General features: G+C 59.2%; 25 protein-coding genes and 1 pseudogene. 13 read left to right on the top strand and 13 right to left on the bottom strand.

Annotated features, from left to right (window positions below):
* Window positions 1-5: 5 nt before the first annotated feature.
* The 4 genes from F3H87_RS21240 to F3H87_RS21225 all read right to left on the bottom strand — a co-directional run bounded on the left by F3H87_RS21240 (window position 6) and on the right by F3H87_RS21225 (window position 5,293).
* On the bottom strand, window positions 6-452 hold the full coding sequence (locus tag F3H87_RS21240) for an HD domain-containing protein (protein ID WP_148380059.1): 447 nt from the start codon (window positions 450-452) through the stop codon (window positions 6-8).
* Window positions 453-514: 62 nt separating this feature from the next.
* Window positions 515-3,061, bottom strand: coding sequence for a DEAD/DEAH box helicase family protein (locus F3H87_RS21235; protein ID WP_149789495.1), 2,547 nt, complete (start codon window positions 3,059-3,061; stop codon window positions 515-517).
* 1 nt (window position 3,062) lies between these two features.
* Window positions 3,063-4,865, bottom strand: a complete 1,803-nt coding sequence (locus tag F3H87_RS21230) for a phospholipase D-like domain-containing protein (RefSeq protein ID WP_149789494.1) — start codon at window positions 4,863-4,865, stop codon at window positions 3,063-3,065.
* Entirely contained in the window at window positions 4,862-5,293 is a 432-nt protein-coding gene (locus F3H87_RS21225) for a hypothetical protein (RefSeq protein WP_188129273.1), read from the bottom strand. Before F3H87_RS21225 ends, F3H87_RS21230 begins: the two co-directional genes overlap by 4 nt.
* 17 nt (window positions 5,294-5,310) lie before the next feature.
* On the opposite strand from F3H87_RS21225, the gene F3H87_RS21220 reads away from it, so the two are divergent.
* From F3H87_RS21220 to F3H87_RS21195, 5 genes are all read left to right on the top strand, one after another.
* A complete protein-coding gene (locus tag F3H87_RS21220; RefSeq protein WP_149789493.1) occupies window positions 5,311-5,640 on the top strand; it encodes a sigma factor-like helix-turn-helix DNA-binding protein in 330 nt (109 codons plus the stop codon).
* Window positions 5,641-5,758: 118 nt separating this feature from the next.
* Window positions 5,759-6,151 (top strand): c-type cytochrome, encoded by a 393-nt coding sequence (locus F3H87_RS21215; RefSeq protein WP_149789492.1) that lies wholly within the window; start codon window positions 5,759-5,761, stop codon window positions 6,149-6,151.
* A 225-nt stretch (window positions 6,152-6,376) separates the two neighbouring features.
* The gene (locus F3H87_RS21210) at window positions 6,377-7,045 is read left to right on the top strand and encodes a methyltransferase family protein (RefSeq protein ID WP_149789491.1); all 669 of its coding nucleotides are present in this window, start codon (window positions 6,377-6,379) and stop codon (window positions 7,043-7,045) included.
* 475 nt (window positions 7,046-7,520) lie between these two features.
* Window positions 7,521-8,444, top strand: coding sequence for a prolipoprotein diacylglyceryl transferase (lgt, locus tag F3H87_RS21200; protein ID WP_107978331.1), 924 nt, complete (start codon window positions 7,521-7,523; stop codon window positions 8,442-8,444).
* Between the two features lie 31 nt (window positions 8,445-8,475).
* Window positions 8,476-9,039, top strand: a complete 564-nt coding sequence (locus tag F3H87_RS21195) for an RNA polymerase sigma factor (protein ID WP_149789490.1) — start codon at window positions 8,476-8,478, stop codon at window positions 9,037-9,039.
* Window positions 9,040-9,096: 57 nt separating this feature from the next.
* Here the strand turns inward: F3H87_RS21195 and F3H87_RS21190 are convergent, their stop codons facing one another.
* The gene (locus F3H87_RS21190; protein ID WP_107978333.1) at window positions 9,097-9,783 is read right to left on the bottom strand and encodes a DUF6629 family protein; all 687 of its coding nucleotides are present in this window, start codon (window positions 9,781-9,783) and stop codon (window positions 9,097-9,099) included.
* A 195-nt stretch (window positions 9,784-9,978) separates the two neighbouring features.
* Between F3H87_RS21190 and F3H87_RS21185 the strand changes: the two genes are divergently transcribed.
* On the top strand, window positions 9,979-10,269 hold the full coding sequence (locus F3H87_RS21185) for a hypothetical protein (RefSeq protein ID WP_223228166.1): 291 nt from the start codon (window positions 9,979-9,981) through the stop codon (window positions 10,267-10,269).
* Here F3H87_RS21185 and F3H87_RS21180 read toward each other — a convergent pair.
* Window positions 10,238-11,092, bottom strand: coding sequence for a patatin-like phospholipase family protein (locus F3H87_RS21180; protein ID WP_223228167.1), 855 nt, complete (start codon window positions 11,090-11,092; stop codon window positions 10,238-10,240). The two genes, F3H87_RS21185 and F3H87_RS21180, sit on opposite strands and share 32 nt — an antisense overlap.
* A 315-nt stretch (window positions 11,093-11,407) precedes the next feature.
* On the opposite strand from F3H87_RS21180, the gene F3H87_RS21175 reads away from it, so the two are divergent.
* Entirely contained in the window at window positions 11,408-11,689 is a 282-nt protein-coding gene (locus F3H87_RS21175) for a heavy-metal-associated domain-containing protein (RefSeq protein WP_223228165.1), read from the top strand.
* Window positions 11,690-11,726: 37 nt separating this feature from the next.
* Here F3H87_RS21175 and F3H87_RS21170 read toward each other — a convergent pair whose 3' ends face one another.
* The 6 genes from F3H87_RS21170 to F3H87_RS21140 form a co-directional block, all read right to left on the bottom strand.
* Complete coding sequence (locus F3H87_RS21170; protein ID WP_149789488.1) at window positions 11,727-12,428, bottom strand: IS6 family transposase; 702 nt, start codon at window positions 12,426-12,428, stop codon at window positions 11,727-11,729.
* 236 nt (window positions 12,429-12,664) lie between these two features.
* On the bottom strand, window positions 12,665-12,874 hold the full coding sequence (locus F3H87_RS21160; RefSeq protein ID WP_148057203.1) for a hypothetical protein: 210 nt from the start codon (window positions 12,872-12,874) through the stop codon (window positions 12,665-12,667).
* On the bottom strand, window positions 12,874-13,515 hold the full coding sequence (gene parA, locus F3H87_RS21155) for a ParA family partition ATPase (RefSeq protein ID WP_148057204.1): 642 nt from the start codon (window positions 13,513-13,515) through the stop codon (window positions 12,874-12,876). The genes F3H87_RS21160 and parA overlap by 1 nt, the downstream gene beginning before the upstream one ends.
* A gap of 126 nt (window positions 13,516-13,641) precedes the next feature.
* The gene (locus tag F3H87_RS21150) at window positions 13,642-13,950 is read right to left on the bottom strand and encodes a BrnA antitoxin family protein (protein ID WP_148057205.1); all 309 of its coding nucleotides are present in this window, start codon (window positions 13,948-13,950) and stop codon (window positions 13,642-13,644) included.
* Window positions 13,947-14,189, bottom strand: a complete 243-nt coding sequence (locus F3H87_RS21145; protein WP_223228164.1) for a BrnT family toxin — start codon at window positions 14,187-14,189, stop codon at window positions 13,947-13,949. The genes F3H87_RS21150 and F3H87_RS21145 overlap by 4 nt, the downstream gene beginning before the upstream one ends.
* Before the next feature lie 62 nt (window positions 14,190-14,251).
* Window positions 14,252-14,791: a recombinase family protein gene (locus F3H87_RS21140; protein WP_148057207.1), complete on the bottom strand. Its 540-nt coding sequence runs from the start codon at window positions 14,789-14,791 to the stop codon at window positions 14,252-14,254.
* A gap of 319 nt (window positions 14,792-15,110) precedes the next feature.
* Between F3H87_RS21140 and F3H87_RS21135 the strand changes: the two genes are divergently transcribed.
* The 4 genes from F3H87_RS21135 to F3H87_RS21120 are packed head-to-tail and all read left to right on the top strand — an operon-like array spanning window position 15,111 to window position 20,023.
* Complete coding sequence (locus F3H87_RS21135; RefSeq protein WP_108693630.1) at window positions 15,111-16,070, top strand: HlyD family secretion protein; 960 nt, start codon at window positions 15,111-15,113, stop codon at window positions 16,068-16,070.
* A 13-nt stretch (window positions 16,071-16,083) separates the two neighbouring features.
* The gene (locus tag F3H87_RS21130) at window positions 16,084-17,829 is read left to right on the top strand and encodes an ATP-binding cassette domain-containing protein (protein WP_207768776.1); all 1,746 of its coding nucleotides are present in this window, start codon (window positions 16,084-16,086) and stop codon (window positions 17,827-17,829) included.
* Entirely contained in the window at window positions 17,826-18,920 is a 1,095-nt protein-coding gene (locus F3H87_RS21125) for an ABC transporter permease (protein ID WP_149789487.1), read from the top strand. The genes F3H87_RS21130 and F3H87_RS21125 overlap by 4 nt, the downstream gene beginning before the upstream one ends.
* On the top strand, window positions 18,920-20,023 hold the full coding sequence (locus F3H87_RS21120; RefSeq protein ID WP_108693633.1) for an ABC transporter permease: 1,104 nt from the start codon (window positions 18,920-18,922) through the stop codon (window positions 20,021-20,023). The genes F3H87_RS21125 and F3H87_RS21120 overlap by 1 nt, the downstream gene beginning before the upstream one ends.
* A gap of 43 nt (window positions 20,024-20,066) precedes the next feature.
* Here F3H87_RS21120 and F3H87_RS21115 read toward each other — a convergent pair.
* Window positions 20,067-20,237, bottom strand: a pseudogene (locus F3H87_RS21115) (IS66 family transposase); the annotation flags it as partial.
* A 287-nt stretch (window positions 20,238-20,524) separates the two neighbouring features.
* On the opposite strand from F3H87_RS21115, the gene F3H87_RS21110 reads away from it, so the two are divergent.
* Window positions 20,525-22,147 (top strand): Mu transposase C-terminal domain-containing protein, encoded by a 1,623-nt coding sequence (locus tag F3H87_RS21110; protein ID WP_149789486.1) that lies wholly within the window; start codon window positions 20,525-20,527, stop codon window positions 22,145-22,147.
* A 1-nt stretch (window position 22,148) separates the two neighbouring features.
* Window positions 22,149-22,540 (top strand): TniB family NTP-binding protein (locus F3H87_RS21105; RefSeq protein WP_149792015.1); only part of this gene is annotated, 392 nt, incomplete at its 3' end.

Genomic DNA, 22,540 nt, shown 5'->3' with positions numbered 1-22,540 from the left:
TCCCTTCAGGTTTCCGCGTCCCGCAGCTCTCGCAGAGCAGCCAGATAGCGGTTCATGCGGCGCATGTCCTTTTCGGTCAGTGCCGACAGTCGCGACGCGTTCAGATTGTCGAGGATGTCTGCCGTTTTGACCCGGCGCGCGATCTTGTTGCCCTTGGCGCGTCGGACGAAGGCCACGTAGACGGCCTCGCTGTCGCCTTCATCCTCGGGCCTCTTCGTGACAAGGCGTAAAGCGTCGAGCACAGTCGGCGAGAACCCTTCTTCCTCAAGGCGCTTGAATGTCCAGCCAGGGCCGTCTTCGACCACGTCATGCAGGACGCCAACGATCCGTTCGTCGTCGGTCTCTAATGACATCATCACCCGGAGCGGATGTAGCAGATACGGCGCGCCGGCCTTGTCGGTTTGTCCCCGATGGGCTTCCGCAGCGATTTCAATGGCGCGATGAAGGTTCAATAGCTTCTCCTGGTGTATGAATATGATCGTGACCATTCGGTTGGTATTTTTGGAACTTCACATCACTCCCATGGCGCAAAGTTTGGCGTGGATACAATGATACGGTTCCTAAGAGCTTCGAGTTCTGGGGAAATTGCTGCGTGGGTTCCCTGATGCGGCAAAACTTCCCCGTGTAATTGTGCACGCAGCTCCATCCACCGCTCCTTCAGGACCTGCCAGTTGTGATCATCATAGGTCCCGCTGACAACGACAGGATGAATGCGTATACGTGGTGGGTCGCCCTCGGCGTGCCCATACCAATTTTCCAAGTCTTGGAGCCAACGGCTGCCCTTGCGGTCCACGCGACCGATCTGTTGTTCGACAATACCCGGGTTCCATTCTGCATGCAGTATGACCACAGTGCGGCAGGCTTCATGCAGGTTTAACCCCTCCCGCCCAACACGGGATTGAGCGAGAAGTACCATTGGCCAGCTGGAGGCGCGGTTGAATGCGGACTGCAGCAAGCGGCGTGTTTGAGGTGGGGTTGCACCAGACATCATCCGGGCAAAATTGCCCTCGCGCCCGGAAAAGTCCTGAAGATACGATGCCAGCCTAGACCGCAAGACACTGTCGTGTTCTTGCTCTTCATCGGTTGATAGGTCATCCAGCAGCCCTTTGAACAGCGCCAGCATTTCGTCGCCGGACCACGGTACGTCAGCACTCTCGCGCCTGTCGTCAAGCGCCTCCAGTAGTGCCCCGATATCGCCTTGCAGCTCTTCATCATCGTCATCTTGGCGCAAATAGCCTACCAACAGCGCGGCGGTATCATCCTGCGGTGCCAAGGCTTCGAGTTCACGATGCAGCCTTGCAAGCTCTGTGCGGCGCGCACTGGACCATTTCCGATATCGTTCGGTCAGCATCTGGTTGATCGAAGTGATACCGCCTGTCGTCACACAGAGATCAGGGTCGTTCATGGCGGCAAGAACGGCGGGTTCGCTCTCATCCCGTACTTTCGAGGCTGGCCAGTGCCGTCCGTCTCTGAGTCGCCGGAGCATTTCGCGCGCGTCCAGTAGCCGGGTCAGCGCATTCATCGGAGTTATGAAACGCCCGAAAACGAGAACCTTTTCGTCTCGTTCGGCATAAGACTCGATCAGTCGAACTGCGGCCAGTATAGCAGGATGGGTGTAGATATCCGCAGGCTGGCCACGGAAGGCATCGAACCAGAATGACTGCGGGCCTTCTAACTCATCGTCCTGCGGCAGCTGTTCAACAGGTTCGGATTCGGGTGCGAGACCAAAACCGTACCCTTGGGCGACCGATAGTCTTGCACGCTTCACGCGATGGTCTTCCTGGGGCAGGATCGAAAGCGCTTCAGCTGCACAAAACCGCCGCAGCCAGTCGCGAGTGAACCCCTTCGTTGTCGGCGACACTTTTAAGTCCTCGACGACGCGATAATCTCCATGCGCTTCCTGAAATGCGCTGATCTCAGGATCGTGTCGCTTGTCCCTTCTTAGAACATAGGGGCGCAATGCCTTCTGAAATCTGATTGCAGCGGTCTCGAAGCTATCGGTCAATGGCTCGTCAAGTTCTTCGACCCGGATGCGTTTGACTATATCGACATAACCGCTGATCCATTCGGTAAGTTCGGCAAGCGGAGTAATATCTTCACCATCGTCCCGCCCACTGATCCGGCCTAGCGTGTCCTTCCATTGCCCGGAATCCAGTTCCACAGGCGTGGCAGTCATCCCGAGGCGGAATGGATCATCGGCCTCCCAACTGACTGGTCCGAGAATGCGCGATAGGCTGGAATCCTCCCCACGGGCCTTGTGGGCCTCATCAACGACGATCAAGTCGAACTGACCCAGCCCATAACCTATGAGCGGCAGGATCTTGCCCTTGTATTCATCGGCCGCAAGCCATCGGTGGTCTCCGGACAGATCATCAAGCACGCTCCGACACAAACCGTGTTCAATGATAGTGTCGGCAATCATGCGGGCGGCGCGGCGGGTGGCATGGACCTGGCTAATCTCACCACGGTGAAAGCTGTCGCGCATGAAATTGCGTCGTTGCCCTGCTAATAAGCGCACAACATTCGGAAGCAATTCACGCCGCCATCCCCCCGCCGGACCGTCGCTTGGATTCGGGAAGCGCATCGCTGCAAAGGTATGAGAGATCATCAAGACCTCTTCGTCGGCCCACCCCTTTTGGGGTAATTCGCGTTGCTGCCTACGGTTCCTTAGCCAGTCCTTGTGTTTGCGTTTGTGTTTTTCATTTCCTTCGGCATCTTCTTCAGTGAGGAAACCTGCGATAAATCCGTCATAGCTGCGCAACGGTAGCAGAGTCTGGTCATCAGGTTGAAATAGCCTCAGTTCCTTCTGCCACTGCACGCCCAACCCAGCAGGGAGCACAATCGCAGCTCTGCCGCCCGCGTTGCGAACTGCTGAAATGAGTGCAACCGCTATTCGGGTTTTGCCCATCCCGACTTCGTCGGCCAGCAAAGCGGCCCGCTGACCGGATCTGATCCGCGCGGCAAGTTGCGCAACAGATGCGCGCTGTCCAGCATCAAGCGGTTCATCCGTCTGCTGCGACGCGAGCTGCTCAAGATAATCAGCGGCCTTCATCCAATCCATGTCACATGTCCTCGTCAGCCCAAAGCGACGGAAGGTCATCGATCTTCCATTCCCGAGCCACAGCCTTCAACGATTGTTCCAGCAAGGTCAGGTTGATATCGCCAGGGCACATCCGCGGGTCCATTAATGCCGGCAAGGGATTTGCCTTCGCATCGCGAAAAAAGCCAATCATCGGCTGCTCCTGCTTGCAGATCGCGCGCAAAGTCTGACGCAGTTCTCGACACCAACGCTGCCAATCTCGCGGGTCAAGTCTTGCCTGGATCTCGCCAAGCCGCACCAGAAGGCTCATCATCCGGCGAATAGCATAGGTTGCGGGTGGCAAATCCGTGGTGTCCGAGGCTTCTACCATTGGCTCGCCGCCTTCGGGTCCGTCATCGGGCTGATCTGCGTCCAAGGGTTCTGGGAACGCCTGCAGGCCGGCCAAGACGTCTTCCACCGTCAATTCGGATGGCCGCGGCACAACAAGCACGCCCTCCGCGATCACGGGAACGCGCCAGCCACCGTGTGTCAGCGAGACAACGGCTGGAGCAGGTGCAGGCCAGATGCAGGGCGTGGGGCACGATGCACCGTCTGGACCTATGACATCCAGAACAATCCCGCCTGGCGCACAGATCGTACCATCCTTCCAGATCAACCAAGACACTGGCGGCAGGGTTTCAGGCTCCTCGGGGGGCACAAACCCGCTGCCAGAGTGTAGCTTCGAAGGTTCGACGGTCTCGTTGAACTGGATTGGCAACAGGGTCGCAAAACCATGCTTGCTGTTCTTTCGGCTGCGCCATTTCAAGCCTTTGGGAAGATCGACGACAACGCCCGCTTCAAGATTGCCACCCGCGCTGGCGGCCTTTTCAAATCCGTTCCGGCTGAGATTTCCCGACCCTAGATAGACGCGCCCAACGGCCTCGTCGTGCCCTGCGCCGAGCAATACAAACTTAGCGTGAAGTTGCCCATCCTCGCCATGCATAGCGGAAATCGGGCGCCTGAGATTCCAACCAGCCGCGGTCAGGGCCGGGCCACGCATGGCCAGACCTTGACAGGACAGCGGGTTCAAAAACAGGTCCAAAGTCGCAGATTTCTTCAAGAGCTTTTCTTCGACCAGCTTCTCGCGAAACCTCTCAGGCAGCCTCGCGCCACCATCGCCTTCTGCTTCAAAATAACCGGACCCAAGGATTAGGCGATCTGCCTTTTTTCCCAGTCCAAGTCGATCGACAACCTGTGGGAGCAAAGCCTGAGACCGGCTGTCGATGAAGCGCGGCGGCAAGGTAGAGGCCGGAAGGTGACCGATCTGTTCCTTAAGGCGCGCATAGGGCAGCGCGCCGTCATATTCCCGTTCGATCAGCGCGCAATCCCCGCGTTCACGCAGCCATTCAAACATGTTCCAGGCCGCCCGAATATCTGCAATATCCTGATCTTTCGGATCATCGGTCTGAAGATCAATTGACCAGAACAGGTCGATACTGTCCGTCAAAGGGTCTTGCGTCCAGTTTCCCGTGCTGACCGCGAGCCTGATGATATATCCATCTTCATCGCGTTTGCGAAATCCCAGCAAAGCAACCTTGGCATGCAACAGGTTGTAACCTCGATCCTGCAGTCGCATCCACATCCAGGCTAGGCCCGATATGTCCGAAATTGCGTTCATGGTCGGGTGAATGAACGCGGCTAACACGGGGCGCGCCATTTCTCCAGTGAAGCTGCGCCGGATCTGCCCCATCACATTGGGCGTTGCCGTAAATCCGCAGAAGAAACCGAAATCCCCGAAACAATCCTTGGGCGGCATGAAGAGGGTGATAAGCGTTGTGTTCGTCATGCTCGTTCTTCAGCTGCTGTGTCCCGACATCCTGGGTTCACATCGCCGTTCAGTTCGGTGACAAGGCAATGAAGATTGTAAAGTCGGAATAATTGGGGTGCGAACTCGGCATCCTTGACGGGTTCGCTTGCATCGATGCTTGGCATCTCTCCGGCTGCTGGTCCCAGACCGATACGACCGTCCCGCCACCTGATCACCGTTCCATCGCGCTCGGCCAGCTTTTGAAGAAGCTGTTCGTCGGACAAATCCCGGACCTCTGACAGGAATTTCCGGCTGCTTGCCTCATCTGATGCGTCAATTCTGTCGCCCAGCTGGTGGGCGCATTGGCGAAGCGCCGCGAGGGGCTCTCCCACCACTTTGTTGGCCTCGTTGGAGAGCAGCCAAGCAGTTTCATTGGCATCGCGAAGCTGAAGCAGACGTTCTTCCAAGCGATACAACACCGCGAGTGCGGCACTGCGTAAATCGCCGCCGTGCCGCACGCCAGAAGGGAGAGACTGCTTTTGCGCGCGAACCCCGCAGCGAAGTCGCCCCCGGGCCTGAGGACGAGCTTTCCGCGTGCGGTTATATTCGCGATCTGTTGCCGGCGCTCAAGCCGGAATACGGCGAGATAATCCGCCGCGTGGATCTTGAAGAGACATCGCGTCAGCGTGTTGCCGCGGAGCTGGGACTTACCTCCAACAACGTGGGCGTGCGGCTGCACCGCGCCCGCCGGGCGCTGCGGCACGAGATCGAGCATCGCCGCAAAGAGTTCCACGACAGCGCGAACCTGACTTGAGGCTGCGGCGGGCTGTAAGCTGTAACGGAACCGAAGTTATAGCGTCAGAATGATTGGAGGTGAAGAATGACAGCCGAAAGATCATATGGCCGACTTTTCTGATCACGAGGAGAAAACAATGATCAAACAGATATTCACAGGCGTCGCAGCGCTCGCGGCGTTTTCAACTCCGGCATTTGCCGATGGCGATGCCGAGGAGGGCAAGAAAGTCTTCAGAAAATGTCAGGCCTGCCATCAGGTTGGCGAAGATGCGAAGAACCGTGTGGGTCCAATCCTGAACGGTATTATCGAGCGGCAGGCGGGGACTCTGGAGGATTTCAAGTACTCCGACGGCATGACCGAGGCTGGTGAAGAAGGGCTGATCTGGACCCATGAGACCCTCGCCGAATATCTCAGGAAGCCTCGGGAATTCATTCCTGGTAACAAGATGACCTTTGCCGGTTTGCGAAAGGAAGAGGAAGTCGAGGACGTGATCACCTATCTCGAGACTTTTCCCGACAGGGAAGAATAAGCCATCAAATCCAGGCAACACGTCTGGCTTGATATCGTAGATGCAGCGGAGCCTCTTTTGCTGGTGGCCTAATGTCACCTTTCCCTTTCGGGAGGCATCGAGGTTGCGACCGCGCGATCAATCCGACAGCGCCGACCGGCGAGGCTAGCATCAGCCATGAAAATACCGGCGCCGGGCGGGCCATATCAACGCGACCGAGTGGATTTCACTACAAGGAATTGAGTAATGAACGAATCGTTCAACCACGCTGGTGCCTGGGGTATAGCACTCATTGTTATCGTGCTGATCTCCTGGTTTTTCTATCGCTATTTTGCACCGAAGAATTGGCGCGAATGGGCTGGCGCAGGCGTGGTGCAGGCCTTCATCATTGCACTGTATGCGGAGATGTATGGCTTTCCGCTTACAATCTATCTGTTGGTGCGTTTCTTCGGCCTCGACAGCGACTATGTCAGCGCGAGTCTCTGGTCCACACTGGTCGGACTGGGCGAAACCGGCATGCTGATCTCGATGCTACTTGGCTACGCGCTCGCCTTTACCGGCATCGGCATTTTCATCCAAGGCTGGCGTCAGGTTCATAAGGCCCGGGGGCAAGACCGGCTGGTAACCGATGGCCTATACGCGTTCGTGCGCCATCCCCAGTACACCGGGCTATTCATTGCCTTGTTTGGCGAAGGTGTGGTGCATTGGCCTACGCTGTTCTCGGTCGGCCTGTTTCCCGTGGTTGTCCTGGTCTATACTTGGCTGGCCCGCCGCGAGGAAAAGCAGGTCTTGGCCCGATTCGGCCAAGCCTACCGTGACTATCAACGACGGGTACCGATGTTCATCCCTCGCTGGGGTCAGTGGCGTCAGCTCGCGGATGCCTCACGAGAGCACGGTGACGACGATACAGCTTGAGTACGCATTCGTCGCGGTCGCCCGTGGCATTCAGAAAATCGCTGGCAGTACAATCCACAGTGTCGGCCTCAAAGTGTCCCAGTCCTGCTGAAGCTGAGGGGTGACGTTTGGGTGGGGTCTACAAATGCTCCGTTCGCTATATGTTTCGGAACGTCTCCAAATACGTTCGGGCCTGTTGGGCCTACACAGAGTCAGCGTCAGTAATTAACCTGTTCGAAACCATAATTGCCCTCATAGTCCCGCCAATCGACGAACACCGACCGGTGATAGATACTCGGACAGTGGTCTCCCCATCTTTCGAGCCCGACATGTGCCTCCGGAAGAAAACCCGGGGACGATCGCTGCCATGAGAAGTCGCCTTGCGTCCCATAGGTCCCGAGAACAACATCCGCGTTTCGATTACAATTGCCATCACGACCGGATCCGTGCAGCATTTCGGTTTTCGGGTTCAACGAAAAAGACAAAGGGCGCATCCATGCTGACCGCGGCGATACAATTTCCAGACATCGGCACCGATCTGTTCTCGATCGAGATCGGCAGTTTCACGTTCGCGCTGCGCTGGTACGCGCTTGCCTATATCGTCGGCATCCTCATCGGATGGCGCATCTGCCTGGCGGCTGTTCGTCGCTCGGCACTCTGGCCATCGGCCAGGCCGCCACTTGATCGCCAGCAGATCGAGAACCTCCTGACATGGATCATCCTGGGCGTGATCGTCGGCGGACGCGTGGGCTTCGTGCTATTTTATCAGCCCGACTACTACCTGGCCAACCCCCTGGAAATCCTCAAGGTATGGCAGGGCGGCATGTCTTTCCACGGCGGTTTCGCAGGTGTTGCGATCGCCACGCTGGCATTCTGTCTGCGCCAGAATGCGCCCATGCTCAGCACCGCTGACCTGCTTGCGCTGGCAACCCCACCGGGACTGTTTCTGGGGCGGCTTGCGAATTTCACCAACAACGAGCTTTGGGGTCGACCGACGGATGTTCCATGGGCGGTGATCTTCCCGGGCGATGCGGCGCAAGCCTGCGAAGGCATTACCAGCCTCTGCGCCCGCCATCCTTCGCAGCTCTACGAGGCGCTTCTGGAAGGGCTGCTGCTCGGTACGCTCCTACTCTATCTCGCCTGGCACCGCGGCTGGCTTAAGACCCCCGGCGCCCTGACCGGCGCATTTCTGATCGGGTACGGCTCTGCCAGGAGCTTCGTGGAGCTGTTCCGGCAGCCGGACATGCAGTTCGTGACCACTGAAAATCCGATCGGTCATGCGCTCCATTTCGGCGAATGGGGGTTAACGATGGGTCAAGTGCTTTCCGCACCGATGATCCTGACCGGACTGGCTCTGATTCTGTACGCGTTCAGACGCTCCGGAGGCGCAGCCGACCAGAAGCCGAATACGGTTGCGTGATCGAAAGGAGCCACGAAAAGGAGGAACTCGAATGAACGGCTATATAGAAGAAAAAAACAGTGAAACATCGATCCAGCGTGCATTGCTGGACGGGCGGGGGGCGTTTTTGGGGTTTCTCGTGAAACGGCTTCGCAACCGCGCCGACGCCGAGGATGTCCTGCAGGAGTTCTGCATCCGCGTCCTGGCGCGCAAGGATCAGCTGCGCGACGTCGAGCGGATGGATGCCTGGTTATACGCGATCCTGCGGTCCACCATGAACGATCATTACCGCAAGACCACACGGCACAGCCGGCTGGCCGTGGCTGTCGCACGAGAACCGCAAGAGTTGGTTGCCGATGCGCCGGTGCAGATGGCGCGGCCATGCACTTGCCCGAGCAGGCTGCTTACCGAGCTTCGTCCCATTGATGCCAAATTGATCCGGCGGATTGATTTCGGTGAAGAGGATCGGGGAATGGTGGCCGCCGATATGGGCTTGAACCGCAACGCCCTTGCCGTTCGACTGCACAGAGCACGCGCTGCTTTGCGTGAGGTGATCCAACACCATTGCGGAGCCTGCTGCCTGGAGGACCCCGATGATTGCCACTGCCCTGTCTAGCGACGAAGCGATCCCGTAAGTCCATCAAACTGCGACACGGAAAGCTATACGACGGGATCAGGCGAACAGTTCAGGGCATTCGCGGGCGCATTTGTTGGTAAGGATGATGTAAACCAGATGCAGTGTTGCCAGACCCGCCAGCAGGCAGAAAAATGATATGTAGGCGTATTGCAGGAAGGCGATGTCGACCACGATGACCGCCACCAGCGTCAGGGCGAAATGGCGCACATGCTTGTAATGCGACAGTGCCGGGGGCAAGGTGATAAGGGTCACGTAGATCGTGTTGGTCAACCAGCGCGGCATCATGAAATCAAGCCACATGGATTTTTCATAGGCCAGCGACTGATTGTTGATCTCGACCACGACCATGCTGCTGTCGAGCCCGTGCGGGATGTAAAGCAATAGACCGAAAATCAGCCCGATCAGGGCCAGCAGCAGGAACAGCCTCTTGCGGGAACTCTCGTCCGGCTCGAGTACGTAGACCGAGAACGGCACCCAGATTGGCCAGATAAACCAAGTGAAAAAGATGAACCCCATGGCCCCCCATAAAACCGTCAGGGGATCATTTCCGTTCATGCCGACCCAGACAAAACCCTCCGTGAATTGCTGAAGGCCGGCGAAAAGCGGCATCAGGGCAAGCGGCAAGTAGCGTTTGTTGCGCTGCAAGGCCAAAATCGAAATGGCAGTCCCGCCGCCGACAAGGAACACGCTGGCGGCAAAGCTGACCTGGGCGGATAGGCACATGGAAACTTCTCTCCGTTTCTTTCAGTTTGAAAACGTCCGTCGCCCAAACCGATACCACGTAACAGGTTCTTAGATTTATCCTAGTCGCCGTCTGTGCCACTGACCATCCTGCGAGTACGACTTGGAGACGCTGTTCAGTGTCGCCCCGACAGGCCGGTCTGACCAAGAGGCTGCATCTAGGACTGCGGAGTTGCAATGGTCGCGTTCCCGCTCTCGCTCACCGGGATTCCACCGCCGTTCGGATTTGTTGGCAAGGTGCTGCTGTTCGGCGCGGTAATCGAGACACGCTATCCGTGGCCGGCGGTGATTGGCATTCCCGTGCCAGCGATGGCTGTTGGTCGTGCTTTGTGCGACCGCGCTGGTCACGGCGCTGATGGGGCTGTTTGCGAAGGTAATTCCCAATTGACGCAGAGGGCAGTTCGCGCCGTTCGCGTCAAAGCAGTGATCTGGCTTTTCAACCCGCAAGCGGGTCGGCCGGCCGCTTAGGCTGCCCGGGATCAAGCAACTCCGCGATTTCTGCATATGTGCGGCGCGTGGCAACGGCCCCGGCAGCGATGCAGCGACGTTTGAGCCCGAATTCCAGTGTGCCGATCGAGCGCCCGAAATCGGGTCGTATCACCAGATCCGCCTGATCGAACCGCAGCCGTGCATGTTCATACTGGCAGACTTCTATGGATCGCAGCATCGCCTGCATGCCGTTTTTCGGGCCAACCGCGTTTTCGCGCTGACTTGGGTCCACCGCGATCACGACCTCTGCGCCTGTTGCCCTTGCAACATCGACCGGCGCTATGTCGGCATAGGCCCCGTCCATCAGCACATGCGGTCCATCGACCAAGGGCGGCAATATCCCGGCAAGCGCCGCGCTGGCATAGACGTAATCCGTGGCACGCCCCTTGCCAAAGACCACACGTTTCCCGGTCAGCATATCCGTCGCGCAGACAAAGATCGGGATGCGACCATTCTCAAGATTTTTACCTTGCGTCAGACTGGACAGGACGCTGCGGCCCCATGTCTCGGCAGGCGCTCCAACTCCCCAGCCGAAGTACATGTCCCGCGCGGCAAGCAAAGCGGTTCGAAGGCCTTTCATCCGAGCGGTTAGACCTGGCAAGCGAAAGTCCGGGGTTGCCGGAAACCCGCTGGTGTCCATGGCGACCAATGCGTCGAACCAATCGTCGTTCATGGCGTATGTGGTGCCGACGACCGCACCCATGGACACCCCTACGATCGCGCTCGGGGTATAGCCCCTTGCGACGAGGGCGCGTAGGACACCGGCGTGTGACAGGCCTCTCGCCCCGCCACCACTTAACACGAGGGCAAAGGATTTGTGCGTCTTGCCGACTGGTTTCGTGAAATCCGTCAATGTTCAGCCTTCATGTTCGAAAAACGCATACAGCAGCCGCATGTTCGCTTAAACCCTGCATCGAAATAGACGCTGAACGAGGGATATCGTTACGAAATGAATTGTAACTGACGTATCTCGGTCACTTACTCGAGAAGGTGGAACACGCCAAAAAATCAAACCGTAACGATTTTTGCCAACCAACGTTGTAACGTCAGAGAGTGGGCAACGTCTATTTACCTAAACGGTCGTTCTCGATCGCAAGGAAAGTGGACAGGAGCCAACATGAAATCATTGACCCTTGAGGTCCGCGGGCTGTTCGAGGAACTCGATCACCTCGCGGTCGAACGTCATTTATCGGCCCTCGACGGAGTGCACCGAGCCGAAGCGAACCCGGCCTCGGCCAGCGTGACAGTCCACTATGACGAGACGGTGCTGGGCGAGGACGCGCTGCGCGAGGCGATCGAATCCTGCGGCTTCCACTGCACGGGCGAACGGGTTCCGAACCATGTCTGCAAGATGGACCACTCGGGCCATGACGGCCATTCGGCGGTGTTGTCACATTAACTCTTTCGTTCCTGGAAGGGTCCGGGCTCTGGGAATGTCAGGTGATGCAGGCCGCCATTTTCCAGGCATCGAACGCTTCGAGCCGATGGTAACGGATAGTGAGGGCGGAGCGTCGGCGGGCCGGAACGGAGAAGCGATTGCGGGTTGCAGATTGCATCGAGACGAAGCGTTGTAATCCAGCCGGTGATCGGAAACCCTGCATCACCCGCTCTCGTTTTCGAAAAGGTAGATGGCTGTTTTCTGCACGGTTATTGAGCCCCTTGTGGGACCAATGATCAAGGCCAGGCGCGACCTCGCGCTTAGCGGCGCCGTAGGATCGCAATTTGTCCGTAATGATCCTTTTGGGAACGACGCCCCAGCGTTTCATCAGCTTAACCAAAAGCCGCTTTGCCGCGCGCTTGTCTCGCCTCGATTGCAGGATTTCCTCAAGAACAACGCCGTGTTGGTCGACGGCACGCCACAGCCAGTATGACCGACCCGCGATCTTCACGACGACTTCGTCTAAGTGCCAGACATCGCCGGGGCGCGGCTGCCGTCGCCTCAGAACGTGGGCGATCCGAGGGCCGAACTTGACGGTCCAGCGCCGGATCGTCTCGTACGAAACGTCTACGCCACGTGCCAGCATCATCTCCTCGACCTCGCGCAGGCTCAAGTTGAACCGGGCGTAGAGCCAGACAACATGAGCAATGATCTGGGGTGGAAACCGGTGGCGCTTGTAACTGATGTTCTGAGTTTGCATCAACACTACCTATGCCGACGCCGCTACACCGGCAATCTAGGGCGAGTTAATGTGACAATACCGGCGCGGGAGCTTGCGCCGACATGGGACATCAATGTCCTTGTCGGGGAATGGCGAACCTACGCTGCAAGACAGAAAGAGCCTCCGAAGAACCCGGATGCCGCGTTTCTTGGGTTCTGCAAGAGTTGGTATAAAAAGAGAGGCCGTAATGGCTGGTAGAGTAATTACTCAAAAGATCATTTACTCAAATACTCAACCCATAGATCGCGGGTGATGCTGGATATAGTCCGGCCTTCTTCCGCTGCCCGCCCCTTGATGCGGCGATAGAGCGAGTCCTCGATCTCCGCGTTCAGACGACGCTTCTTCTCGTTCGTTTCGGTCACGTCGCTCAGTAGCTTCGACTTGATCTCGTCGCGCTGGCTCGGTCGTTTGCTCGAAAGTGCCATCACGCACCCTCCCCGTCTATGAAGGCGAGAATTTCGTCTGTCAGGGCGTTTACCTCCGCCAAGGCATCGGCGTTCTTGCTGTCAAATACCGTGCCTCCTTCGCTCGCGGTCTGGGGATAGACCTGCCGCTGCGTGATATGTGTGGTGAACACACCCAGCCCCTGTTCCGCGAGTGCCGTGACGATCTCGTCGCCAAGACGTGTTCCGGCGATTGCACGGCTGATGATGAAGCGCGCCGCAGGCTTGCCGTCCGTCACTTCCTGACGGGCCTTGATGAACTCCACCAGGTCCGATGCGGCCCACAGGTCGTAGGGGCTGGGTGTCACCGGGATAAACACGAAATCGGTGATCTTGATGCTCGCGGCGATCATGTCCTCCAGCTTGGCCGCGCCATCCACCATGACAAAATCGTAGGCGGCGGCGACATTCGGCAGACTTTTGACGTTGTTTGCCCGGTCCAGCGCGACAAGGGGCAGGGGGTTCTCTTCGTTGGCCGCGTGCCAGTCTCGGGCGCTGCCCTGCGGATCGGAATCGACTATCAGAACCTTGTGGCCGCGCTCGTGCAGCGAACGGGCAAGGTTCGTGGTGATAGTCGTTTTACCGCTGCCACCCTTGGGATTCAGTATCGAGATAATCGGCAAGTCAGCCACCTTGTGTAAATGAGTTTTTACTCAAATGAGTATATACTCATCCTATCACGACACAGTGGTGTAATCTATAGAGGCTTGGCGTCCAGCAAAACAAATCTGACCGCGCCAGTGCTTGGCTTACTGAACCGCCGACTTACGCAGCACATCGTTGATCCGGCTTTGCCAGCCTGGACCTGTCGCTTTGAACTTTGCGACCACATCCTGATCCAGCCGGATCGACACCGGCACTTTGGGATTCTTGGACCGTGGACGTCCGCCGACATTTTTGCGCATGTTCTCGGCTAGGGCCGGGAAAGCCTCCGTGAATGGCTTTGCCTTGGCGATTTGGTCGTCTGTCACCTCAGCTGCGTCAGGATCGCTGGCAATCATCTTCTGAATGCGGGCTTCCTCCGCGTCAGAGATAGGTGTGTGCTTCTTGGCATTCATAGCAGGCTCCTTTCCTTGCGGCTTGCAGGGCGCATGGAGATAACCGACACGCCTTCCGTTCCCAGAACAGCAAAGACCACGGCGATGGTGCCATCGTTCATGCGCCCTATAGCCATGTAACGGTTTTCCTTTGCAGGGACCGTCACGGCGTCGAGGAAAAACCATTCATCAAGGTCAGCAAAATCCAACCCATGCCGTGCAAGGTTGGCCTGCCGTTTCGGCTCATCCCAGACAATCATTATCATAGTTTTTGTATATACGAAAACCAAACGAAACGTCAAGGCACTGCTTCGGCAACCGCTCAAGCCCGCCGCACCGTCCGTTCACTGACCTTAAACAGCCGCGCGATTTCAGGAACAGCGCGGTGGTCCTGGTCCCTCATACGCCGCACTTCGACTTTTTGGGCGGCTGACAGGGCAGGGGGTCTGCCACCGATCCGTCCGCGCTTGCGAGCTGACGCCAAACCCTCTTTCGTCCGCTCGGAAATCCGTTCTCGCTCGAACTGCGCGATGGATGCAAAGACGTGGAACACAAGACGGCCGGCCGGTGTCGTCGTGTCGATGTCCTCGGCCAGGGACCGGAAGCCGACACCGCGCTCGCCGATGGTCTCCACGATCTCCAGAAGGTCTTTGAGGGACCGAGCCAGGCGGTCATATTTGGTGACGGTCACAACATCGCCGTCGCGGAGTTGGTCCAGCATCCTGTCCAGCTCTGGCCGCTGGCGCTTCGATCCGCTGATCTTGTCTGCGAAAAGTTTGCCAGCTCCGGCTGCTGTCAGCGCATCGGTCTGGGTATCAAGGTTTTGGTCGTCCGTGCTGACGCGGGCATATCCGATAATCATGGTTCACTGTGACAAAAACCTGCCAAAACTGCAAAGGTTTTGCCGGGGGATTTTGTCACGTCTAAGCGGTTGATCCTGCGTGGGGCAGGGCAGGGCGGCCAAAACGGCCGATATTGGTGAAAAACTCGACACACTACATGTTGTGTTTGATGGCACACTGCACAACGCGGGATGGTTGACCGTGCTAACTACTCGGATATACTCCCGTAACTTGTCCCGAGTGCCTTTATGACGTATAGATCTCAATGATCGAGGTGCCGTTGGTGCCGCCTTGCGCCGTCTTCGGAATCCGGTGTCTTTATTCTGAAAGGAGTTCCCGATGCGCAATACTTGGATTTGGACCGCGCTCGTACTTCTCGTGATCGCCGGGGGCTCCTACGGCATTTATGCCTTTCTCCGACCCGCACCGCTTCCCGAGCAGGTTCTTTACGCAAATGGCGTCGTGGAGGGCACGGAAATCCGGGTTTCCGCCGAAGTGGCCGGCCGCGTCGTGGAAAACAATCTCGTCGAAGGCGCGTTGGTTGCCGAGGGCGACTTGCTGGTGAGGCTCGACGACACCGATGCCAGGCTGAACAAAGCCCGCGCGGAAGCGGAGATTGAAGCGCTTGCGGCGGAACTCAGGCGCGCGGAAAGCGAACTGGAAGTAGCCCAGCATCATCTCGGAACAGCCGAGATCGAGCTGGACCGGGTGCGGGAACTCGAGGAACGCGGTACGGTCCCGGCCCAGACGTTGGACATCGCCCAGAATGCGTTTCACGCCGCGCAAGGTAATGTGACAGCGCTTGAGGCTGGAACAACCGCGATGGGCAAGCGCATCATCGCCGTGCGGCGCGAGATCGACCTTCTCGACAATCAGATGTCCAAGACCCGCATCACCGCGCCGCTGACCGCCACCGTGCTGATCCGGGCGGTCGAACCGGGCGAATTCGTTCAACCGGGACAGCCCTTGGTCACGATGCTCGATCTTACCAGCGCGGAGGTCCGTGTGTTCATTCCCGAAAGCCGGATCGGACAGGTGGAGCTCGGCGCGCCCGCGCGCCTGCGCGTGGATGCCTTCCCCGACCGGCTGTTCGAGGCACGGGTCGCGAGGGTCGATCAGACCGCGCAATTCACGCCGCGTGACATCCACATGCCGGACGAAAGGGTGCGTCTGGTCTTCGGCGTGGTGCTCGTGATCGACAATCCCGACGGCGTGCTGAAACCGGGGATGCCGGCCGATGTCTGGATCCTGTGGCAACCCGATGCCGGATGGCCCGACCGGCTGTTCGTGCCGACATAGCAAAGGGTCCGCCATGGCAACGAACGACATGGTCATTGAAGCAGAGGGGCTCGGGCGCCGGTATCGGTCAGTCCTGGCGTTGAGCGACATCGACATCGAGATCGGTGTTGGCGAGATCGTCGGCCTGGTCGGGCCGGACGGTGCCGGAAAGACGACGCTCCTGCAACTTTTCGCGGCGATCCTCGATCCCAGCGAAGGTCGGTGCCAGGTCTTGGGTCACGACACGGTGAACGAGGCTGCGCAGATCACGTCGAAGATCGGCTACATGGCCCAGGGTTTCACACTCTACGACCGGCTGACCGTGGCCGAGAACCTGTCCTTCGCCGCCAAGATCCGCGGTGTGCCGGGCGGGGACTACATGGCCCGACGCCGCCGACTGCTCGACATGGCTGGGCTGACGCCCTTTCTCGACCGGCGCGAGGGGGCGCTGTCGGGGGGGATGCGCAAGAAGCTCGCACTCTGCGCCAACCTGATCCACGAGCCGCCGCTACTGCTTCTCGACGAGCCCGGGCTCGGGGTCGATCCGCTCTCGCGCCGGGAGCTTTGGCAAATCCTCGACGACTTCCGCAGCGAGGGAGCGACGATCGTGCTTTCGACATCCTACATGGACGAGGCCGACCGCTGCGACCGCGTGGCGTTTCTGGACCGCGGCCGGCTGATGGCGCTCGGGCGACCCGACGAACTGCGCGCGCAGGCGAAGGGGCTGGTCCATTCCATCGTCTCGGACCGGCCAGCGGAAGCCGAGGCGGCACTGCACGGAATGGCCGGGGTCTTGGGCATCCAGTGGCGCGCCGACAGCGTGCGTTTCGTGATGAAGCCGGGCGCAGATATTTCGCAGGATGAGAAGGCGCGTATGGACGCCCTTGGACAGCTCGCATTGGCGGAGCCGGGGATGGAGGACGTGTTCACGATCCTGCGCGGGGATGAGTCCGTACCGGGAGAAGCCGAGACCGCTGTGGCGACCCGGCCCGCCGCCCGTGCCGCAACAGGCAAGACCGGAGAGATCGCAACCAAGGGGCTGACCCGCCGCTTCGGCGATTTCGTCGCGGTGGGAGATGTCACCCTCACCATCGCACCGGGCGAGATTTTCGGTCTGCTCGGAGCGAACGGCGCGGGCAAGACGACGCTGATCCGCATGCTTTGCGGGCTGTTACCGCCCTCGTCAGGCAGCGCGACGGTGGCGGGCGTGGAGGTCACGTCGGACCAAGGTCAACTGCGGCAGCGCATCGGCTACATGTCGCAACGGTTTTCGCTCTATCCCGATCTGACCGTTGGCGAAAACCTGTCATTCTTCGCCAGCGCATACGGACTGTCGCGGCGCGATGCGCGCGAGGCGATCGGCTGGGCGGTGGAGATGACCGGACTCGGTGGCCAGCATGGTGAGATGGTGGCACGTCTTTCCGGTGCGGTGCGCCAGCGCGTGGCGCTTGGCTGCAGCATCCTGCACCGCCCGGCGGCGCTGTTCCTCGATGAGCCGACCTCGGGCGTCGATCCGCTGGCGCGGTTCCGGTTCTGGCGCCTGATCCGGATCCTCGCCGAAGGGGGAATGACGGTTCTCGTGACCACCCATAATCTGGAGGAAGCGGCCTATTGTCACCGTCTTGGCCTGATGGACATGGGTCGCATGATCGCCATCGGTGACCTGTCGGCACTGCGCGCGCATTTTCCCGGGCGGGAGTTGGCAACGGCGGAGGATGTCTTTCTGGCCTTCATGGAACGCGAGCGGGCCAGGCCGCAGTCGGAGAGAGCCGCCTCATGAAGCTGTCGCGGATCTTCGCCATCGTCGAGATAGAAACGAAGGAGATCGTCCGGGATCCAGTTACCGTCGCGGTGGCGTTGCTCATACCGCTGGTGATGTTGTTCCTGTTCGGGTACGCGATCTCGTTCGATGTGGACAACGTCGCGATGGGAGTGCTCGACCATGACCGGTCGGCGGAAAGCCGGGCGCTTGTCGATCGCTTTCTGGCCAGCGGGTATTTCGCCATGGCCGAGAGTTACCAAAGCGCAATCGAGGCCGAGACCGCGTTGCAGCGCGGTGCCGTCACGCTTGCGCTGATCATTCCGCCAGGTTTCGCGGACCAACTCGCGGGGGGGGAACCCGCTCCGGTTCAGGCGCTGGTGGATGGGACATTCTCGGCAACCGCCAATCTGGTGGCGGCCTATGCCAACGCGATCATCACCGGTTTCGGTGTCCAGACGGCACCGCCGATCGAAGTGGCGGCGCGCGTCTGGTACAATCCCGCGCTGCGTAGTGTGAACTTTGTTGTGCCCGGCCTGTTCGGCGTTATCCTCATGGCCTTCCCGCCGCTTCTGACCGCTCTCGCGATCACCCGCGAAAAGGAGACCGGTTCGATCCAGCAGATATTCGCCTCGCCGGTGACGCCGGTGGAGTTCCTGTCCGGCAAGCTGATCCCTTACGGGCTGATCGCGTTCCTGCAGATCGTCATGGTGATCGCGGTGGGTTTCCTCTGGTTCGCGGTTCCGCTGAAGGGCAGTCTCGGTCTGCTGTTCGGGGTCGGCATGATCTATGTCTTCACCACGGTCGGGATTGGCCTTCTCGTCTCGACGATCACCAGCAGTCAGCTTGTCGCCATGCTGCTGACACTGATCCTCTCGCTGATGCCGTCTTTCCTGTTTTCCGGCTTCCTGTTTCCGATCTTCACCATGCCCTACGTGCTGCAACTCTACACGCGGCTCTTCCCTGCGCAATATTTCGTGGATTTCTCGCGCGGTGTGGTTCTGAAAGGGGCGGGCCTGGCCGAGCTGTGGCCGTCGGTGCTGCTGCTGCTGACCTATACGCTGGTGATCTTTGCGCTCGCGGTCTGGCGTTTTAAAAAGAAGGTGGCGTGATGGGCGCACGTCTCGCAGGTCTGCTGGTGAAGGAGCTGATCCAGCTCCTGCGCGATCCGCTGATCCTGATCCTGATCCTCTGGCTTTACACGATCGAGGTCGTGATCTGCGCCTATGCGCTGTCCTTCGAGGTCGAGAACATGCCGCTGGCAGTCGTCGATCTGGACCGCAGCCCGCAAAGCCGCACCCTGGTGCAGGAGTTTCTCGCAACGGACGTCTTCGCCGATGCTGGCCGGCCCGCCAGCGCGACCGAGGCCGGTGCCTGGCTGCAGGACGGACGTGCCCGGGTGGCGTTGGTGGTGCCGCCGGGGTTCCAGCGCGAACTTCAGAATGATCGGACGCCTGAACTGCAACTGCTGCTGGACGGGGCGAACTCCAACATGGCGGCCCAGGCGCGGGGCTACGCCCTCGAGATCGTCGGGCGCTTCTCAATCAATGGCGGCAACAGCGGTGGGGTTGCGGTCGGACCGGTGCCGATGGTGCGGGTCTGGTATAACCCCGACCAGACCTTTACCGCCTTTATCGTGCTGTCGATGGTGGCGCTGGCCGCGCTGATGGTCGGCGTGATCCATCCCGCCGCGTCCATTGTGCGCGAGAAGGAAGCGGGAACGATCGAGCAATTGCGCGTCACGCCGATCCGGACGTTTGAGTTGTTCGTCGCCAAGACCCTGCCGACGCTGGTGATGGGACTTCTGTCGGTTTTTCCCAGCCTGTTGATCGTCTGGTGGTTCGGCATCCCGCTGCGCGGCAGTCTGCTTCTTTTCCTCGGCCTCACCGCAGTGTTCCTGCTCAGCGCCATCGCCATCGGTGTTCTGATCGCCAGCGTCAGCCGGTCGCTTCAGCAGGCGCTGCTGCTGGCGTTCTTCGGGCTCTTTCCGTTGATGTTCCTGTCTGGCACGCTGGCGCCGATCGAAAGCATGTCGAAAGTGCTTCAGATCGCCTCCCTGGCAAGCCCATTGCGCCACTACATGGACGTGACTCTGGGGATTTTCCTCAAAGGCGTAGGGATCCGCGAGCTCTGGCCGAGCGCGCTGTCACTGATCGCCATCGGCGCGCCGCTTTTCCTCGTCGCCTTCCGCATCTTCCGGCAGCGAGGAACCTGAGAGTTGCGGCGCGGCATCAGGATGCAGGCAACGACGTCACGAATCCCCTCTGAAAGAGCGAACACTTTGCCGAGCCACAGCTTGAGGCGGAAGGGGAGCATGTCATCACTCGTCTCCAGCGCATAGGCCACATCGCGGGCCAGATATGTGCAAGGCAGGTCTGATGACGGTGCCCATGGCCCTGTTGCGCGGAATACCTATCTGACAGCCAGACTGAACTGATGCCGTCGGGTGCGCGAAAGCCACGCGCTACGTCCGCGCAACAACACAGACCATTGCGAAAGCCTACAGCCTGGCAGCGCTTCTGACGGAATTCGGGATAATTTCGAAAAAGATGAAACCTGCTGTCCGGAGGTGTCGCGTAGCCCTTAATTGTGAGATGCGAAATCCAACGAAATCAACGGCTATGCTTTGCCCTTAAGTATGAGATTTTGCCTTTAATTCTGATATTCTTGCCCTTAAAGCTGAGACAGGGTTCACAGACTTGTGCGGCAAATATCGATGGATGACTCCGTTGGCGTTGGTGCTGAAGAGGCGCGCAGGGCCGCCGTGCTGCGTCCGCTTGTTCAGGCCTATCTCAAAGGTACTGGCAGTCTGGAAAGCGGCGTCAATGACGCCGTTTGGGAGCTTGGTGTCAGCAGGGCGACGGTTTGGCGTTGGATAAGGCGGCTGGCGGAAGAGGGTGGGCGCACCAGCGCTCTGGCTCCGCGGAAACGGGGCCGCCCGGCCGGTACGACCTTGATATCCGGCAAGGTCGAAGCGGTGATCGAAGAGCATCTTCGCCGGTATTACTTGCGCCGGGAGCGTTCGAGCCTCTCGCGCGTCGTGACAGAGATCCGCAGTGTCTGCTGGCAACAGGGCTTGCAGCCGCCGACACGGCGGACGGTTCAGCGGCGTCTGGATGCAATGGATGCCCGAGAAGTTGCGAAGGCACGAGAGGGTGCAAAGGCGGCCCGCCAGAAATTTGCGCCGGCAACAGGTGAGAACAAGGCCAGTCAGCCTCTGGAGATCGTGCAAATTGATCATACGCCCGCGGACATCATTCTTGTCGACAGCTTTGAACGTCAACCAATTGGCCGGCCTTGGGTCACCTTGGCGATCGACGTCGCAACGCGGATGGTAACCGGATACTATGCTTCTCTCGAGGCACCTTCGCGTCTGTCAGTGGCGCTTTGCCTAACGCAGGCGGTGGCCCCGAAGGCGGAACTTCTGGCGGAATTGGCGTGCAATACTCCTTGGCCCGCGCAGGGCAAACCGCACAGTATCCATGTCGACAACGGCCACGATTTCCGGTCGCGAGCCTTTCGATCGGCATGTACGGAATGGGGGATCGATCTGGTCTATCGACCGCCGGGAAGTCCTCACTTCGGAGGTCACATCGAACGGTTGATCGGGACGATGATGGGGGCCGTTCACCTGTTGCCGGGAACAACGCAATCGTCGGTCGCGGCCAAGGGCGACTATGACGCCGAAGGCATGGCCACGATGACCCTGAGCGAATTCGATCGCTGGTTTGCCCTGGAAATCTGCCGCTACAACAACAGAATTCATTCAAGTCTTGGCTGCACGCCCGTTGCCAAATGGGAGGCGCTCTCGGAAGAAATGATGGGCGACATCCCCTTTGAGATGGAAGCCTTTCGGGTGAGCTTCCTGCCAAGCGAACTGCGCAAGGTCAGGCGTGACGGCATCCATCTGTTTCAGATACGGTACTGGTCGGATGCCCTTGCAGGCCACATTGGGCGCGGGGATGGAAAGGTGGTCGTTCGCTACGATCCTCGCGATATCTCAATGATCTGGGTCGAATTGGACGATAGCCGATATGTTGAGGCGCGGTACAGAAACCTGGAAATTCCGCCCGTGTCCCTCTGGGAATATCGTGAGACGATGAGGAAGGCACGCGCTCTGGGCAAGTCGGGGTCCAATGAGTTGGTCCTGGCTGAGCTGATCCGACAGCAACGCCAGGTCGAGGCTGAAAGCCGGGGACTGACCAAGGCGGAACGCCGGTCGCGTGAAAGAAAAGGGACATTGGAGGGCACCAACTCGGCTGTCTCGACAACCGAAGGGCTGCGCGCGATCGACACGGGTGATACATCGCGCCCATTGTTCAAGGTAGAGAGATGGTGAATTGACGGCAGGGACAACTGAGGAAGACGGTCGGATCGCCCTCATTCAATCGGACATCTGGATCGGCTTTCCACGGGCCGAACAAGTGTTGGACCGTTTGCAGGGCATGATCGAAGCGCCACGGCAAACCCGTATGCCGGGCCTTCTTGTGCATGGCGCGTCCGGGATTGGAAAGACGATGATCGCCCGAAACCTGTCGCGCAAGTACGCACCAGAATACGATCCGCCGTCAGGCATCACCCGCACACCGCTTCTGCTGTTGCAAGCGCCGCCCGCACCTGACGAACGGCGGTTCTATCTGCACATCCTGGCCGCCGTCGGCGCCCCGGCGACGGCACTGAGCGCCCGCGCTCAAAATGTGGCTTCCCTCGAAGTCCGCGTCATCGCACTCCT

The sequence above is a fragment of the Lutimaribacter pacificus genome (genome assembly GCF_900142185.1).
Classification (GTDB): domain Bacteria; phylum Pseudomonadota; class Alphaproteobacteria; order Rhodobacterales; family Rhodobacteraceae; genus Lutimaribacter; species Lutimaribacter pacificus.
This window is presented reverse-complemented; position numbering and strand designations above follow the sequence as displayed.

Excerpts from the sequence above, each read along its gene's own strand:
- F3H87_RS21235 (WP_149789495.1), bottom strand. The coding sequence starts at position 3,061 with ATGGATTGGATGAAGGCCGCTGATTATCTTGAGCAGCTCGCGTCGCAG.
- F3H87_RS21230 (WP_149789494.1), bottom strand. The coding sequence starts at position 4,865 with ATGACGAACACAACGCTTATCACCCTCTTCATGCCGCCCAAGGATTGT.
- F3H87_RS21215 (WP_149789492.1), top strand. The coding sequence starts at position 5,759 with ATGATCAAACAGATATTCACAGGCGTCGCAGCGCTCGCGGCGTTTTCA.
- F3H87_RS21210 (WP_149789491.1), top strand. The coding sequence starts at position 6,377 with ATGAACGAATCGTTCAACCACGCTGGTGCCTGGGGTATAGCACTCATT.
- lgt (WP_107978331.1), top strand. The coding sequence starts at position 7,521 with ATGCTGACCGCGGCGATACAATTTCCAGACATCGGCACCGATCTGTTC.
- F3H87_RS21195 (WP_149789490.1), top strand. The coding sequence starts at position 8,476 with ATGAACGGCTATATAGAAGAAAAAAACAGTGAAACATCGATCCAGCGT.
- F3H87_RS21190 (WP_107978333.1), bottom strand. The coding sequence starts at position 9,783 with ATGTGCCTATCCGCCCAGGTCAGCTTTGCCGCCAGCGTGTTCCTTGTC.
- F3H87_RS21185 (WP_223228166.1), top strand. The coding sequence starts at position 9,979 with ATGGTCGCGTTCCCGCTCTCGCTCACCGGGATTCCACCGCCGTTCGGA.
- F3H87_RS21175 (WP_223228165.1), top strand. The coding sequence starts at position 11,408 with ATGAAATCATTGACCCTTGAGGTCCGCGGGCTGTTCGAGGAACTCGAT.
- F3H87_RS21170 (WP_149789488.1), bottom strand. The coding sequence starts at position 12,428 with ATGCAAACTCAGAACATCAGTTACAAGCGCCACCGGTTTCCACCCCAG.
- F3H87_RS21160 (WP_148057203.1), bottom strand. The coding sequence starts at position 12,874 with ATGGCACTTTCGAGCAAACGACCGAGCCAGCGCGACGAGATCAAGTCG.
- F3H87_RS21150 (WP_148057205.1), bottom strand. The coding sequence starts at position 13,950 with ATGAATGCCAAGAAGCACACACCTATCTCTGACGCGGAGGAAGCCCGC.
- F3H87_RS21145 (WP_223228164.1), bottom strand. The coding sequence starts at position 14,189 with ATGATTGTCTGGGATGAGCCGAAACGGCAGGCCAACCTTGCACGGCAT.
- F3H87_RS21140 (WP_148057207.1), bottom strand. The coding sequence starts at position 14,791 with ATGATTATCGGATATGCCCGCGTCAGCACGGACGACCAAAACCTTGAT.
- F3H87_RS21135 (WP_108693630.1), top strand. The coding sequence starts at position 15,111 with ATGCGCAATACTTGGATTTGGACCGCGCTCGTACTTCTCGTGATCGCC.
- F3H87_RS21130 (WP_207768776.1), top strand. The coding sequence starts at position 16,084 with ATGGCAACGAACGACATGGTCATTGAAGCAGAGGGGCTCGGGCGCCGG.
- F3H87_RS21125 (WP_149789487.1), top strand. The coding sequence starts at position 17,826 with ATGAAGCTGTCGCGGATCTTCGCCATCGTCGAGATAGAAACGAAGGAG.
- F3H87_RS21120 (WP_108693633.1), top strand. The coding sequence starts at position 18,920 with ATGGGCGCACGTCTCGCAGGTCTGCTGGTGAAGGAGCTGATCCAGCTC.
- F3H87_RS21110 (WP_149789486.1), top strand. The coding sequence starts at position 20,525 with ATGGATGACTCCGTTGGCGTTGGTGCTGAAGAGGCGCGCAGGGCCGCC.